We start from the raw sequence: 14,252 nt of genomic DNA, 5'->3' as shown, positions 1-14,252 counted from the left end.
AATCAAATCAACGAACTAACTGGTTACGGCCTAATCTTGACTTGAATAGACGCGGTAAGTATGGTCCGCGCGGCTTTCAAGGGTGACGGGCGCAATTTCCATCAGCCGTTGGCATCGTTTATTGTCTCGGGCATGGCCCAGGACAAGAACGACAACGCAGGTGGGAATCGCGATCAGCCGTCTTCCGACGAAGCTGCGCTTTCCGCAAGGCTCGGAAGTCTGGATCACCGGTTGTCCGAAATTCGTGACAGCCGCAAAATCAGGACTGATCAACCCGGAACTGAAAGCGGAGACAGAGCTGCCAGAGCTTCTGCCATGGCGCTTGGTTTCCGGCTTTCCTCGGAGTTGGTCGCGGGCGTTGTCGTCGGAGCGGCGATTGGCTGGGGGTTCGACCGTTTATTGTCGACATCGCCGTTCGGTTTCATCGTGTTTCTTCTGCTCGGCTTCGTCGCCGGCGTGGTCAACGTGGTGAGAACTGCAGGCGCAGGTCCAGGCAGACGCTGAGCGTCGACGGGAAGTCACGACATTTGAAATTCGATTGCCGGCCAGGCCGGTGGATAAAGAGCCGCGCGGATGAAAATCGACCCGATCCACCAGTTCAATATCGAACCCCTCTTCACGATCGGCCATATCGGCGACCACACGATCGCCTTCACCAACTCGTCGCTCTACATGTTCCTCTCGGTAGCGGTGATCTCGCTATTGATGATCGGCGGCATGGCTAGAGGGCAGCTGGTTCCCGGGCGGCTGCAGTCGATCGCGGAAATCTCTTACGAGTTCGTCGCCTCGACGATCCGCAGCACCGCCGGCTCGGAAGGCATGAAGTTCTTCCCGCTGATCTTCTCGCTGTTCATGTTCATCTGCATCTCGAACCTGATCGGCATCGTCCCTTACACGTTCACGGTTTCGAGCCACATCATCGTCACCGCGGCGCTGGCCTTCCTGGTTTTCTTCACGGTCCTGATCTACGGGATCTACAAGAACGGCCTGAAGTTCTTCAAGATCTTCGTGCCCACCGGCGTGCCGATCTACATCCTGCCGCTGGTCATGTTTATCGAAATCCTGTCGTTCTTCCTCCGGCCGGTCTCGCACAGCGTGCGTCTGTTCGCCAACATGCTGGCTGGCCACATCGCGCTGAAGGTGTTCGCAGGCTTCGTTGCGATGCTCGGCGTGTCGCTCGGCGCGCTCGGCTGGGTCGGCGGCATGCTGCCGCTGGCGCTCACGGTGGCGCTGACCGCGCTCGAACTGCTGGTCGCGTTTCTGCAGGCCTACGTGTTTGCGATCCTGACCTGCATCTACCTCAACGACGCCATTCATCCGGGACACTAAGCGTCCGGGGAATTTCCACCCTCACTCTGTCTTATCTCTCAAGGAGCTCTAGAAAATGGAACCGGCAGCAGCAAAACTTATCGGCGCGGGCATCGCATGCATCGGCATGGGCGGCGCGGGCGTCGGCGTGGGCATCATCTTCGGCAACTACCTCGCCGCAGCGGTGCGCAATCCTTCGGCAGCCCAGGGCCAGTTCGGCAACCTGATCTTCGGCTTCGCCGTGACCGAAGCGCTCGGCATCTTCTCGCTGCTGATCGCGCTGCTGCTGCTGTTCGTTCCGCTCTGAGCTGCACCCTATCGCGCCGCCCGATCCGGGCGGCGCGCTGACAGCAAGAGGAGAACCCCGTGGCTGAAAAAAGTCATGGTACCGGCGCCCACACCGGGGCCGACGGCGGACACGGCGGAGGATTTCCTCCGTTCGAGTCGAGCACGTTTGCTTCGCAGCTGGTGTCGCTCGTCATCGCGTTCGTCGCGCTCTATGTGATCGTATCCCGCATCGCGCTGCCGCGCGTCGAAAGCGTGATCGACGCACGTCAGAACGCGATCGAGGGCGATCTGGCCGCGGCGCAGAAGCTGAAGGACGAGTCCGACGCTGCGCTGAAGGCGTATGAGACGGAACTCGCTTCGGCGCGCTCCCGCGCGCAGGCCATCGGCAACGAGACCCGCGAGAAGCTGAATGCGGCCGCGGAAGCCGAGCGCAAGACGCTGGAAGACCAGCTCACCGCAAAGCTTGCCGCCGCCGAGAAGCAGATCGCGGCGACGCGGGCAACCGCGATGAAAAATGTCCGCGGCATCGCCGCGGATGCGGCCGGCGCGATCGTGCAACGCCTCACCGGCGTGCTGCCCGACGGCAAAACCGTCGGCAGCGCCGTCGATGCTACGTTGAAGGGATAGAGGGATGTTCACCCAACCGGAAACCTGGGTCGCGATCGCCTTCGTCATCCTGATGGTGCTGTTTGCCTATCTCGGCATCCACAAGACGGTGCTGACGGCGCTCGATCATCGCGCCCAGCGCATCAAGGCCGAACTTGACGACGCCCGCCGTCTCAAGGAGGAGGCCGCCAAGCTGCTCGGCGAATACAAGACCCGCCGTGCCAGCGCCGAGCGCGAGGCCGAGGAAATCATCGCCAACGCCAGGGCCGAAGCCGAGCGCATCGCGACCGAGGCCAAGGCCAAGATGGAAGACTTCGTCGCCCGCCGCACCAAGACCGCCGAGAGCAAGATCGCGCTGGCCGAAGCCCAGGCGCTGGCCGACGTCCGTGCCGCCGCCGCCAACGCCGCGGTCGAAGCCGCCTCGACCATCCTGTCGAAGTCGGTCAAGGGCTCGGTCGCCGACGACCTGCTCGCCAAGGGCATTGCCGAGGTTCGCGCCAAGCTGAACTGACCGGCTTTCCACCAATCAATCAAAGCCGGCGCGAGACGATCGCGCCGGCTTTTTTTATTGCTTCTTCTTTTTCGGCGCCGGGCGTTCGGGCTTCAGGGACTGCGGGTCGAAGCCGATATAGAAAATGTAGCTGTCGCCGGCGGCGCCGACAGGCGCGGGATAGGCGAGATCTTCGGCCACCAGCGTGAACGGCTCGCTGCCGCCTTCCGTCATGGTGACGGTGGTCTGGTAGGCCTTGGTGGCGATGGTCTTCTCGGACACGCCGCCCTGCACCACCGCGACGCGAATCGGAACCTGGACCGACGCCGGGGCGCCGGCGGGGCCGGCAATGACGCGGCCCTGAATGCCGATCCGCGCGGTGATCACGCCGCCATTGACGCTGCATTCGCGGGCCATTCTGGAGATCGTCGCCTGAAAGCGCAGGTCGTTGCCGACCGGCTGCTTGCCGGGCGCCGCTACCGCGTAAGTGGACGCGCCGGCCCTGACGGTTACCGGCGGACAGGTCAGATCGCCCGTGTCCTGGGGCACCGCCGGCGCATTGGTGGCCGGCTCCTCGTCCGACTTGCCGCCGAACAGGCTCTTGAACCGGTCGGTGATCGATTGCGCCGATGCCGGCGCCGCCATCAGGCAGGCCAGCCCGCCCGCAACCGCTGCCGCGGCCATTACCTTGGCCAAACGATTGTTACCCATGCGACGTCCCTGAAATCCCATCGTTCCGCATTGTTCCCGGCGGCGTTATAGCAGCCCAATGGCGGCGAACCCAAGGCACCCAAAAGGCTTAGAAATCAACGGTTCAGCCGCGGAAATCCTCATGCAGCAGGCCGAACAGCAAATGGTCCTGCCAGACGCCGTTGATGCAGAGATAGCGCCGCGCCAGCCCCTCGCGGGTGAAGCCGCATTTCTCGAGCACCCGGATCGAGGGCGAATTGGAGGGAATGCAGGCGGCCTCGATGCGGTGCAGGTTGAGCTCGCCGAACAGCGTCGGCAGCAGTACCCGGAGCGCCGCGGTCATGTAGCCGCGATGGGCATGGGGCTCGCCGACCCAGTAGCCGATGGTGCCGGCCTGCACGATGCCGCGGCGGACATTGGCGAGCGTGATGCCGCCGATCATGGCGCCGTCAGACTCGCGGAAGACGATGAACGGATAGGAGCGGTCGGCGGCGATATCTTCGGCGTAGCGGCGCAGCCTTCGGCGAAAGCCGGCGCGGGTCAGATCGTCCGACGGCCAGATCGGTTCCCACGGCGTGAGGTAGGCCCGGCTTTGTTCGCGCAATTGCGCCCATTGCAGGAAATCCGCCATTTGTGGTGCGCGCAGCAGCAGGCCGTGGCCGCGCGGCACGAGCGCGGCCGGTCCGCTGGTTGGCAAACGAAACAGGGCCATGCCCTTAATTCTCCCGCCCGAATTACCTCTCCCTCGCCCCGTTCTGGCGGGGAGAGGTTGAAACGCTAATGCAGCAGCGTCTTCGCCTTCGACTTCGTCAATCCTTCCGCAAAAGACACCGCCGTGTCCAGACCCCTGCCGCTGCCAAGCGCCACGACGGCCGGCCGGCTGCGGCTCAGCAGCGCGTGCGCGGCGTTGCGGGTCGATTCGACGCTGACCGCGTCGATCCGCGCCACCAGCTCTTCCACCGTCTGCGGCCTGCCATAGGCCAGCACGTGCCGCGCCAGCTGTTCGGCGCGGGAGGAGCAGCTTTCCAGCGCCATCAGAAGCCCTGCCTTCATCTGCGCCTTGGCGCGGGCGATCTCGGCTTCGGTCAGGGTTTCAACGGCGTCGTTGATGACGTCGACGATCACTTCCATCATCTCCGGCGCGTCGCCAGGATCGGTGCCGGTATAGAGGCCGAAAAAGCCGGTGTCGGAATAGGGCGCGTGGAAAGTGTAGATCGAGTAGCACAGGCCGCGTTTCTCGCGCACTTCCTGGAACAGCCGCGACGACATTCCGCCGCCGAGCGTGTTGGTGAACACCTGCAGCGAAAACAGCGACAAATCGGTCTGCGGCACGCCTTCGAGCGCCAGCGTCAAATGCGCCTGTTCGAGATCGCGATGCACCACGCGCGAGCCGCCCTTGCCGAATTTCGCCGGCACCGGCTTTGGCGCGGCCGTGGCGTCGAAGCTGGCAAATCTTTGCGCCACGTCCTCGACCACGCGCTTGTGATCGACCGCGCCCGCGGCCGCCACCACCATGTCGGGGCCGCGATAGTGCGTCGAGAGATAGCCGCGCAGCATGTCGCGATCGAAATTCTTCAGCGTCTTGGCGGTGCCCAGCAGCGAGCGGCCCATCGGCTGGTCCGGAAAGCAGAGTTCGTTGAGGTGCTCGAACACGACGTCATCAGGGGTATCCTGCGCCGCGCCGATTTCCTGCACGATGACGCTCTTCTCGCGCTCCAGTTCGTCCGGCACGAAGGACGGATTGGCGAGAATGTCGGACAGCACGTCGAGCGCCAGCGGCACGTCGGCCTTCATCACCCGCGCATAATAGGCCGTGGTTTCGGTCGAGGTGCCCGCGTTGAGATCGCCGCCGACCGCCTCGATTTCCTCGACGATCTCGCGCGAGGAGCGCCGCGTCGTGCCCTTGAAGGCCATGTGTTCCAGAAGATGCGAGATGCCATGCTCGTTCGGCTTCTCGTCACGGCCGCCGACGCCGGCCCAAACGCCGAGGGCTGCGGTTTCCAGATGCGGCATGGTGTCGGTGACAACCGTCAGGCCGGATGGCAGCTTGGTTACGTCAACGCTCATCCGGCAACTCCCTGCTTCGCGGCACGGCTCACCGAGCGCACGAATCGCTCCACTTCGGCTGAATCGTTTTTCATCACCGTGATGTGTTCGGATTTGGTCATGAGGCCGTCGAGCCAGGCCGGCAGTTGCGGCCGCACGCCGCAGGCGGCTTCCACCGCATCGGGGAACTTGGCCGGATGCGCGGTCGACAGCACGATGTTGGGTATCCCTGAATCCGAGGTGTCGCGGTCGGCCACCGCCAGCGCCACCGCGGTATGGGGATCGACGAGGTCGCCGGCCTCGCGCCAGGCGGCGCGGATCGCCGCCGACGTCTCGGTCTCGTCGGCACGGCCGGCATCGAACTCCTCGCGGATCGCAGCCAGCATGGCATCCGGCAGCACGAAACGTCCGGACTGCTTTAGCGAGCCCATCAGCCGGCGAACGCTGTCGGCGTCGCGACGGCTCGCCTCGAACAGCAGCCGCTCGAAATTCGAGGAGATCTGGATGTCCATCGAGGGCGAAGCGGAGGCGTGAACCTCGCGCACTTCATAGATGCCGGTCTTGAGCGTGCGCGGCAGGATATCGTTGACGTTGGAGGCGATGCGCAGCCAGCGGACCGGCAGGCCCATTTTCTTGGCGACATAGCCCGCAAAGATGTCGCCGAAATTCCCCGTCGGCACGGTGAAATCCACCGTGCGGGCGGGCGCGCCGAGCGCCACGGCGGAGGTGAAATAATACACGACCTGGGCTACGATCCGCGCCCAGTTGATCGAGTTGACGCCGGACAGCGAGACCGCGTCGCGAAAACCGTGATGGTTGAACATCGCCTTCACGAGCGCCTGGCAATCGTCGAACGTGCCTTCGATCGCCAGCGCATGCACATTGGCAGCACCCGTCGTCGTCATCATCCGCCGCTGCACATCGGAGATGCGCCCGTTCGGAAACAGCACGACAAGATCGACATTGTCGAGACCCGAAAACGCATCGACCGCGGCGCCGCCGGTATCGCCTGAGGTAGCGACCACGATGGTGGTGCGCTGGCTGCGCTTGGCCAGTACGTGATCCATCAGCCGCGAGATCAACTGCATCGCGACGTCCTTGAACGCCAGCGTCGGGCCGTGGAACAGCTCCAGCACGAATTGATTGGGCCCGATCTGATCGAGCGGCACCACCGCAGGGTGGCGGAACGTCGCGTAAGCCTCGTTCGCCATGCGGCCGAGATCGGCGTCGGAAATTTCGCCCGCGGTAAACGGCTTGATCACATCGACCGCGACTTCCCAATACGGCCGGCCGAAAAATCCAGCGATGGTTTCAGGAGAGAGCTGCGGCCAGACCTCGGGCACATAGAGGCCACCGTCGCGGGCAAGCCCGGTCAGCATCACATCACAGAAACCCAGGACGGGGGCCTCCCCCCGCGTCGAAATATAGCGCGTCAAACCACCCTCCAAAGGCGCAGGCCCTATGCCAAGCCTTTGTTATTGATCATGTATTAGATTTCGCCAAGCGCGAAGCAAGCGGCACCATAATGGGTTTTTGGGCGAAGGGGAAATGGCATGGGGGTGAAAAGATAGGGGTAACGGGTGGCTTTCGGTGGGGTCGGAGCCGGGCTCTCTCCGCCGTCATTGCGAGCTGAGCGAAGCAATCCATTCTTTCTTTGTGCCGGGGCATGGATTGCTTCGCTGCGCTCGCAATGACGGCTGAACGAGTTTACGCCTTCTCGCGGCGCTGGTCGCCCGAGGTTTGCATCTTCGTTTGCCCTCCTGAAAATCAGAGGGCGCAGGGAAGACCGGGTGCACGCTGCACCCGCGGTCTCGTGTGCAATTTGCGCGTAAGAAGACGCACACGAGCATACAGGTTCAGCGGAAACACTCCGGCCTTCCCTGCGCAATGGCTTTACGGCTTATAGCGAGCTCTCCCCGGTGAACGGCTCTTTTGCCACCGTCGCTGCGCAGGAAATCAACCTTGCACAACTTGACGCCAGCACCGCGGCGTCCGGACCACACGACTTCGCCGTACGCTTCAGGCGCGTACGTCTATCGCGCCCTTCACGTCCATCGCATCTCACCGCACGTTCGTGACGATGGCCAACGCCCCTCATCCGCCGTGAGACGGGCGGAGTTATGCCGATGATTTGCTCTGCAAGTTAAGCGGAATATTTTTGCGAAAGGGGCTGGACAGGTTTTTGGTGATTTGCCCGTCGTGCCAATTGGTCGCAGCCGTGCATCGAGATTGCGCTTGTCGGCAAGACAAATCAGTTCGCGTAGGGTGGGCAAAGCGAAGCGTGCCCACCATTTGGAAGCGCGATCGGTGATGGATGGTGGGCACGGCGCAAGAGCGCCTTTGCCCGCCCTACGAGCTGATCAGCGCACGCAAACATGCGGAGCCCGCATGCATCCAACTATCCATATCGAAACGCCTCGACCGGATCGAGCCGCGCCGCGCGCCACGATGGATAGAGCGTCGCGAGGAATGACAGCGTCAACGCCATGATCACAACGGCGGCGGTCTCGCCAAAATCGATCTCCGCCGGCAGCTTCGACAGGAAGTAGAGTTTTGGTGGAAACAATTCGGTATTGGTGAGCCAGGACAGGAATTGCCGGATCGATTCGATGTTCAGGCAAACCAGCATGCCGACGAGAAGCCCGGTCAGCGTGCCGAACACGCCGATCGCCGCACCTGCGATCAGGAACACCCGCATGATCGATCCTCGCGAGGCGCCCACGGTGCGCAGAATGGCGATATCGCTGCCCTTGTCCTTCACGAGCATGATCAGGCCCGAAACGATGTTCAGCGCGGCGACCAGCACGATCAAGGTCAGGATCAGAAACATGACATTGCGCTCGACCTGAAGTGCGGCGAAAAAGGCCGAGGTCCGCCGTCGCCAGTCGACAAGAAACACCGGCCGCCCGGCGCCGTCTGCCACCGGCCTTCGGAATTCGTCGACCCGGTCGGGACTGGCTTCGATGAAAACTTCGATCGCGCTCACGTCGTCGGCGCGTTTGAAATAGGCCTGCGCCTCGGCGAGCGGCAGAAAAACCATCACGGAATCATATTCAGACATGTCGAGGCTGAACACCGCCGCGACCTTGTAAGGCTTGATACGAGGCGCCGCACCCTTTGACGTCACCGGTCCACCAGGCGCGACCAGCGTGATGTTGTCGCCGGCACGCAGCGACAATTGATCGGCAAGCCTGCGGCCGATAGCGACCCCTTGTCCCTGCGCAAACGCATCCAGCGATCCCTGCTGGATGTTGCTGGCGATCGACGCGAGCTTGTCGAGATCATGGGCGCGAATGCCGCGAACGAGTACACCTGAGGCATTGTGCGCCGATGATGCCAGCGCCGGGGCGTCCACCACGGGAACGGCAAGCCGTATGCCTGGAATCTGGCTGATGCGCTCGGCGACATCCTTCCAATCCGTCAGCGGCGACTCGAGTGGTTGCACCACAAGGTGGCCGTTCAGGCCGACGATCTTGTCAATCAATTCCTTGCGAAAGCCGTTCATGACGGCCATCACGATAATCAACGTCGCAACGCCGAGCATGATGCCGAGGAACGAGAAACCGGCGATGACGGAGATGAAGCCTTCCTTGCGACGCGCCCGCAGGTAGCGCCCGGATACCAGCCATTCGAATGCTGAGAAAGGCAATGGGCGCGGGGGATTTTCCATGGCCCACCTTAGCGCGTTTTTGCAGCGATTCGAGCGCTCGCTTCGATGAACGATCTTCATCCACCGCCATATTCCCGCCACGCCGGACCGGGCGCCGCAAACACGCGGGCGTAGGAGATCAAGGATGATAATGATCGGCCGCGCCGCGGCAGGCATGAAGCACGACGTCGATCGCGGCGTCTATTTGCGGTCTGGGAACTATCGCTCAGAACTATCGCGCCGGCCGACCTTCCGTGGTCGGCGCGCGTGACCCCGCGGATATTTCGGCGCTGGCGATCAAGGAACCTAGAGTGGCGCAAGGCCGCCTCAGTTGGCGGCCTTTTTCATTTCGCGAGCAGGAGATAAGCGGCCCCAGCAGCGGGGGGCTAGGGGCTGAGCTGGGGCCGCCCATTCTAACCGCCGGCAACGCGGAAACAAGCGGCCAACGGTCAGCCAATTTACCGCAACTCGGTTGATCGTTCCGAACTAGTTTGGAGTACCTCTGTTGGCAGCGTCCTTCGCATCAGACTAAACCATGCGATGTCGCCTTTGACACACGCTCGTACTGAGCGACGTCCGCTCTCAGGCGTAGCTCGACCCTCGAGACAACCGCGACCCATCAAGCCCGGTATTGTTCGTCGCTGACCTTCTCCATCCAGTCGACGGCCTTGCCGTCAAGCCGCTCCTGGATGGCGATGTGCGTCATGGCCGTCGTCGGCGTCGCGCCATGCCAGTGCTTTTCGCCCGGCGGAAACCAGATGACGTCGCCCGGGTGAATCTCCTCGACACGCCCGCCCCAGACCTGCACCCAGCCGAAGCCGGAGGTGACGATCAGGGTCTGGCCCAAGGGATGGGTGTGCCACGCCGTCCGCGCGCCGGGCTCGAAGGTGACGCTGGCGCCGGCGACGCGCGCGGGATCGGGAGCCTGCATCAGCGGATCGACGCGCACATTTCCCGTGAAGTATTCCGCGGGCCCTTTGCCGGAGGGCCGTGAACCGCTTCGCTTGATTTCCATCGTTCCATTCCTTGCCTTGGCCGGGACAGCCGGCGTGGTGCCTGCCGCCAGCACCGCGAGGCCGGTGGTGGCGAGCAGGCGTCTTCGCGTGATCATGATGCTTTCTCTAGAGGCGCTTGCGTCGAGCTTCGGGATACGCCGCCGCGCGCGTTTTCAGCGCTCAACCCACGTCCGGCATTTGCTCCAGGAGCTTGTCGAGCGTGATCGGATAATCGCGGACGCGCACGCCGGTCGCGTTGTAGACCGCGTTGGCAACGGCTGCCGCCACGCCGCAGATGCCGAGCTCGGCAACGCCCTTGGCCTTCATCGGCGACGACATCGGATCGGTCTCGTCGAGGAAAAACATTTCCTGATGGGGAATGTCGGCGTGGACCGGCACCTCATAGCCGGCGAGGTCATGGTTGACGAAGAAGCCGCCGCGCTTGTCGACCACCAGTTCCTCCATCAGCGCAGCACCAACGCCCATGGTCATCGCGCCGATCACCTGGCTGCGGGCCGTCTTCGGATTCAGGATACGGCCGGCGGCACACACCGCGAGCATCCGCCGCACGCGGATCTCGGCGGTCGCGGCGTCGACGCCGACTTCGACGAAGTGGGCGCCGAAGGTCGATTGCTGGTATTTCTTGGCGAGATCGCCGTATTCGATTTCGTCTTCGGCCGTGATGCCGCCATCGGCCGCGGCCTGCGCCAGCGGCACGCTGCGATTGCCCGCGCGCACCTCGCCATCGGCGAATTCCGCCTCGGCGGAGTTGAAGCCGAGTTTCTGTGCGACCGCCTCGCGCAGCTTGACACAGGCGGCATAGACGCCGGCGGTGGAGTTGTTGCCGCCCCATTGCCCGCCGGAGCCGGCCGACACCGGGAAGACCGAGGCGCCGAGGCGTACCTTCACCTTCTCGAGCGGCACGCCCATCATCTCGGCTGCGGTCTGCGCGATGATGGTGTAGCTGCCGGTGCCGATGTCGGTCATGTCGGTCTCGACGGTGACGACACCTTTGTTGTCGAGCCGGACACGCGCTGCTGATTTCGTCAGCAGATTGTTACGGAACGCCGCGGCGGCGCCGATGCCGACTAGCCAGCGTCCATCGCGGACCCTGCCCGGCTGCGGGTTACGCTTGCTCCAGCCGAAGCGCTCGGCGCCGGTACGCAGGCACTCGACGAGCTGACGCTGCGAGAACGGCCGCTCCGGCTTTTCCGGATCGACCTGGGTATCGTTGACGATCCGAAACTCGATCGGATCCATGCCGAGCTTCTCGGCCATTTCGTCGACGGCGATTTCCAGCGCCATCATGCCCGTCGCCTCACCCGGCGCGCGCATGGCATTGCCTTCGGCCAAATCGAGCGTCGCGAGTCGTGTGGCAGTCATGCGGTGCGCGCCGGCGTAGAGCAGCCGTGTCTGGCTGACCGCGCCGTCCGCCTTGCCGCCCGGCAGATCGCCCGACCAGCTTTCATGACCGATCGCCGTGATCTTGCCGTCCCGCGTCGCGCCGATGCGGATGCGCTGGATCGTTGCCGGCCGATGCGTGGTGTTGTTGAACATCAGGGGACGCTGCAGCGCGACCTTCACCGGCCGTTTCGCGGCGCGGGCGCCGAGCGCGGCCATCAGCGCATCGGCGCGCGGGAACAGCTTGCCGCCGAAACCGCCGCCGATGAACGGCGAGTCCAGGCGAACGTTCTCTGCCGGCATGCCCAGGATCTTGGCCATCTCGGCCTTGTTCCAGGCGATCATCTGGTTGGAGGTCCATAGCGTGAGCTTGTCGCCCTCCCATGCGGCGATCGTCGCGTGCGGCTCCATCATCGCGTGCGCTTCATCGGGCGTTGAGTAGCGCGCATCGAGCCGGACCGGCGCAGCCGCAAACGCCGTGGCGAAGTCGCCGACCGCGGTATCGCCGGGACCATTGGTGATCGGATTTGGTTTTGCCTTGTCCAGCAACGAAGCGAGATCGAACGCGCCCTGCTCCCTGACGTAATCGACGCGGATGAGCTGCGCCGCGGCGCGTGCCTGCTCAAAGCTTTCCGCCACGACGACGGCGATGGCCTGGTGATAATGCTGGATCTCGGGACCGCCGAGCAGTTTTGCGGTGTTGAGCCTGCCCTTGTCGAGTTTGCCGGCATTGTCGGCCGTGACGATCGCGAGCACGCCGGGCGCAGCCTTGGCCTTGCCGAGGTCGATGCCGGCGATCCGTCCTTTCGCGATCGCCGAGCCGACCACGTAGCCATAGGCCGGATTCGAAACGACGTCGTGCCGCTCGTAGGCATAGGGCGCCGTGCCGGTGGTCTTGAGCGGACCATCGATGCGGCTGAAGGCTTGGCCGACAACCTTCATCTGGTCGATCGGATTGGTCGTGGCGGGGGTATCGAATTTCATGGCTCAACCCTTCGCTTCGGTCAGCACCGCGCCGATCGTGCGCTCGGCCAGCGACAGCTTGAATGTGTTCTCGCGCGTCGGCTTCGCATCGGCGAGCAATTGCGCGGCGACGGCCCTAGCGCCGCGCGGCATCTGGGCCTCCGCCGCCTCGATGCGCCACGGCTTGTGCGCGACGCCGCCAAGCGCAATGCGCCCGGTGCCGTCGCGCTGCACGATCGCGGCGACCGAGACCAGCGCGAAGGCGTAGGAGGCGCGGTCGCGCACCTTGCGATAGACCTGCCTGCCACCGACGGGTTTTGGCAGCGTCACCGCGGTGATCAACTCCCCTGATGTCAGCGTCGTTTCGATATGCGGCGTGTCGCCGGGCAGGCGGTGGAATTCGGCGATCGGGATCGTTCGCGTCGCGCCGTCCGGCCGCACAGTTTCGACCGTCGCATCGAGCGCGCGCATGGCCACTGCCATGTCGCTCGGATGGGTGGCGATGCAGGCCTCGCTGGCGCCCACCACGGCATGCTGGCGGCTGAACCCGCCGATCGCCGCGCAGCCGCTGCCGGGCCGGCGCTTGTTGCAGGGCTGGTTGGTGTCATAGAAATAAGGACAGCGCGTCCGCTGCAGCAGATTGCCCGCGGTCGTCGCCCTGTTGCGCAACTGGCCCGAGGCGCCCGCCAGCAGCGCGCGCGACAGCACGGCATAGTCGCGTCGCACGCTTCTATCAGCAGCGAGATCGGTATTGCGCACCAGCGCGCCGATCCGCAATCCGCGGTCGGACGTCGGTTCGATCTTGTCGAGCGCGAGGCCGTTGACGTCGATCAGATGCGCCGGCGTCTCGATCTCGAGCTTCATCAGGTCGAGCAGATTGGTGCCGCCGGCAATGAATTTGGCGTCCGGCTTGCGCATGGCGGAGGCAGCAGCCTCTGCCGGCGTGCTGGCGCGCTCGTAGCTGAATGATTTCATACCTGTCTCCCGGCAACTTCTGTGATCGCCTCGGCGATGTTGGAATAGGCGCCGCAGCGGCAGATGTTGCCGCTCATGCGCTCGCGAAGCTCGGCATTGGTCAGTTGCGCCGGTGCGTTCAGATCGGCGCTGACGTGACTCGGAATGCCGGACTTGATCTCGTCCAGCACGGCAACCGCCGAACAGATCTGCCCCGGCGTGCAATAGCCGCATTGATAGCCGTCATGTTTTACGAATGCGGCCTGCATCGGGTGCAGGTTTTCAGGCGTACCCAGCCCCTCGATTGTCTTGATCTCGTCGCCCTCATGCATGACCGCGAGCGTCAGGCACGAATTGATCCGCCGCCCGCCAACGATGACCGTGCAGGCGCCGCATTGGCCGTGATCGCAGCCCTTCTTGGTCCCGGTGAGATGCAAATGTTCGCGCAGCGCATCGAGCAGCGTGGTTCGCGTGTCGAGCGCGATTTCGCGCGGCCTGCCATTCACACTGAAGGAAACTTTCGACATCGAAACAGCCTCGGCGGCGGCCCGCGCAGGAGCCGCAGGCGTTTGCGCCTTGGCCATCGGGGACGCCGCGCTAAAAGCCACCGATGCGGCGGTTCCCAGCAACAGTTTCCGCCGCGATAGATCGAAGTCGCTCGGACCTTGCATGTCGTGTTCCCATTCTGCTGTCGTTTTCTGCTCGTTCGGACGATGTGCGGCGCGACCGGCGTCCGCCTCAAGCATCCGTAACGGAGCCGCGTTTCGGCTGTTCCTCGCCGGCGTTCACGTTTGAAAGAGCTGTCGTGGAGGACCGCTCTCGCCGGCCTTTAACAAGCTAACGGCTGCACAGGGTTTCGATT

General features: G+C 63.8%; 14 protein-coding genes. 5 read left to right on the top strand and 9 right to left on the bottom strand.

Going from position 1 to position 14,252, the window contains the following annotated elements:
- Nucleotides 1-132: 132 nt before the first annotated feature.
- From IVB05_RS03290 to IVB05_RS03270, 5 genes are all read left to right on the top strand, one after another.
- Nucleotides 133-504: an AtpZ/AtpI family protein gene (locus IVB05_RS03290; RefSeq protein WP_247786574.1), complete on the top strand. Its 372-nt coding sequence runs from the start codon at nucleotides 133-135 to the stop codon at nucleotides 502-504.
- 69 nt (nucleotides 505-573) lie between these two features.
- Nucleotides 574-1,329 (top strand): F0F1 ATP synthase subunit A, encoded by a 756-nt coding sequence (locus tag IVB05_RS03285; RefSeq protein WP_247783001.1) that lies wholly within the window; start codon nucleotides 574-576, stop codon nucleotides 1,327-1,329.
- A gap of 55 nt (nucleotides 1,330-1,384) precedes the next feature.
- Nucleotides 1,385-1,615: a F0F1 ATP synthase subunit C gene (locus IVB05_RS03280; RefSeq protein WP_016847054.1), complete on the top strand. Its 231-nt coding sequence runs from the start codon at nucleotides 1,385-1,387 to the stop codon at nucleotides 1,613-1,615.
- A 59-nt stretch (nucleotides 1,616-1,674) separates the two neighbouring features.
- Nucleotides 1,675-2,223, top strand: a complete 549-nt coding sequence (locus IVB05_RS03275) for a F0F1 ATP synthase subunit B' (protein WP_247783000.1) — start codon at nucleotides 1,675-1,677, stop codon at nucleotides 2,221-2,223.
- Nucleotides 2,224-2,227: 4 nt separating this feature from the next.
- Nucleotides 2,228-2,713, top strand: a complete 486-nt coding sequence (locus IVB05_RS03270) for an ATP F0F1 synthase subunit B (protein WP_247782999.1) — start codon at nucleotides 2,228-2,230, stop codon at nucleotides 2,711-2,713.
- Between the two features lie 54 nt (nucleotides 2,714-2,767).
- Here the strand turns inward: IVB05_RS03270 and IVB05_RS03265 are convergent, their stop codons facing one another.
- From IVB05_RS03265 to paoA, 9 genes are all read right to left on the bottom strand, one after another.
- A complete protein-coding gene (locus IVB05_RS03265; RefSeq protein ID WP_247782998.1) occupies nucleotides 2,768-3,403 on the bottom strand; it encodes a hypothetical protein in 636 nt (211 codons plus the stop codon).
- Between the two features lie 103 nt (nucleotides 3,404-3,506).
- Nucleotides 3,507-4,094, bottom strand: a complete 588-nt coding sequence (locus tag IVB05_RS03260) for a GNAT family protein (protein ID WP_247782997.1) — start codon at nucleotides 4,092-4,094, stop codon at nucleotides 3,507-3,509.
- 65 nt (nucleotides 4,095-4,159) lie between these two features.
- The gene (locus IVB05_RS03255) at nucleotides 4,160-5,449 is read right to left on the bottom strand and encodes a pitrilysin family protein (protein ID WP_247782996.1); all 1,290 of its coding nucleotides are present in this window, start codon (nucleotides 5,447-5,449) and stop codon (nucleotides 4,160-4,162) included.
- On the bottom strand, nucleotides 5,446-6,864 hold the full coding sequence (gene thrC, locus IVB05_RS03250) for a threonine synthase (RefSeq protein ID WP_247782995.1): 1,419 nt from the start codon (nucleotides 6,862-6,864) through the stop codon (nucleotides 5,446-5,448). Before thrC ends, IVB05_RS03255 begins: the two co-directional genes overlap by 4 nt.
- Nucleotides 6,865-7,826: 962 nt before the next feature.
- Nucleotides 7,827-9,098, bottom strand: a complete 1,272-nt coding sequence (locus IVB05_RS03245; RefSeq protein WP_247782994.1) for a lipoprotein-releasing ABC transporter permease subunit — start codon at nucleotides 9,096-9,098, stop codon at nucleotides 7,827-7,829.
- A 598-nt stretch (nucleotides 9,099-9,696) separates the two neighbouring features.
- On the bottom strand, nucleotides 9,697-10,092 hold the full coding sequence (locus IVB05_RS03240) for a cupin domain-containing protein (RefSeq protein ID WP_247786573.1): 396 nt from the start codon (nucleotides 10,090-10,092) through the stop codon (nucleotides 9,697-9,699).
- 160 nt (nucleotides 10,093-10,252) lie between these two features.
- Nucleotides 10,253-12,457 carry an aldehyde oxidoreductase molybdenum-binding subunit PaoC gene (gene paoC / locus IVB05_RS03235; RefSeq protein WP_247782993.1) on the bottom strand — a complete coding sequence of 735 codons (2,205 nt, stop codon included), beginning with the start codon at nucleotides 12,455-12,457 and terminating at the stop codon, nucleotides 10,253-10,255.
- A 3-nt stretch (nucleotides 12,458-12,460) separates the two neighbouring features.
- The gene (locus tag IVB05_RS03230; RefSeq protein ID WP_247782992.1) at nucleotides 12,461-13,411 is read right to left on the bottom strand and encodes a xanthine dehydrogenase family protein subunit M; all 951 of its coding nucleotides are present in this window, start codon (nucleotides 13,409-13,411) and stop codon (nucleotides 12,461-12,463) included.
- The gene (gene paoA, locus IVB05_RS03225) at nucleotides 13,408-14,061 is read right to left on the bottom strand and encodes an aldehyde dehydrogenase iron-sulfur subunit PaoA (RefSeq protein WP_247782991.1); all 654 of its coding nucleotides are present in this window, start codon (nucleotides 14,059-14,061) and stop codon (nucleotides 13,408-13,410) included. The genes IVB05_RS03230 and paoA overlap by 4 nt, the downstream gene beginning before the upstream one ends.
- Nucleotides 14,062-14,252 lie beyond the last annotated feature (191 nt).

The organism is Bradyrhizobium sp. 170 (assembly GCF_023101085.1).
Lineage (GTDB): Bacteria > Pseudomonadota > Alphaproteobacteria > Rhizobiales > Xanthobacteraceae > Bradyrhizobium.
The sequence above is the reverse complement of the archived record's forward strand: the minus strand, read 5'-3'. Positions and strand labels throughout refer to the sequence as shown.

Bases quoted from the DNA above. Each gene is read 5' to 3' on its own strand.
- IVB05_RS03270 (WP_247782999.1), top strand. From the start codon at position 2,228: ATGTTCACCCAACCGGAAACCTGGGTCGCGATCGCCTTCGTCATCCTG.
- IVB05_RS03265 (WP_247782998.1), bottom strand. From the start codon at position 3,403: ATGGGTAACAATCGTTTGGCCAAGGTAATGGCCGCGGCAGCGGTTGCG.
- IVB05_RS03230 (WP_247782992.1), bottom strand. From the start codon at position 13,411: ATGAAATCATTCAGCTACGAGCGCGCCAGCACGCCGGCAGAGGCTGCT.
- paoC (WP_247782993.1), bottom strand. From the start codon at position 12,457: ATGAAATTCGATACCCCCGCCACGACCAATCCGATCGACCAGATGAAG.
- IVB05_RS03260 (WP_247782997.1), bottom strand. From the start codon at position 4,094: ATGGCCCTGTTTCGTTTGCCAACCAGCGGACCGGCCGCGCTCGTGCCG.
- IVB05_RS03290 (WP_247786574.1), top strand. From the start codon at position 133: ATGGCCCAGGACAAGAACGACAACGCAGGTGGGAATCGCGATCAGCCG.
- paoA (WP_247782991.1), bottom strand. From the start codon at position 14,061: ATGCAAGGTCCGAGCGACTTCGATCTATCGCGGCGGAAACTGTTGCTG.
- IVB05_RS03245 (WP_247782994.1), bottom strand. From the start codon at position 9,098: ATGGAAAATCCCCCGCGCCCATTGCCTTTCTCAGCATTCGAATGGCTG.
- IVB05_RS03280 (WP_016847054.1), top strand. From the start codon at position 1,385: ATGGAACCGGCAGCAGCAAAACTTATCGGCGCGGGCATCGCATGCATC.
- IVB05_RS03285 (WP_247783001.1), top strand. From the start codon at position 574: ATGAAAATCGACCCGATCCACCAGTTCAATATCGAACCCCTCTTCACG.
- IVB05_RS03255 (WP_247782996.1), bottom strand. From the start codon at position 5,449: ATGAGCGTTGACGTAACCAAGCTGCCATCCGGCCTGACGGTTGTCACC.
- IVB05_RS03240 (WP_247786573.1), bottom strand. From the start codon at position 10,092: ATGGAAATCAAGCGAAGCGGTTCACGGCCCTCCGGCAAAGGGCCCGCG.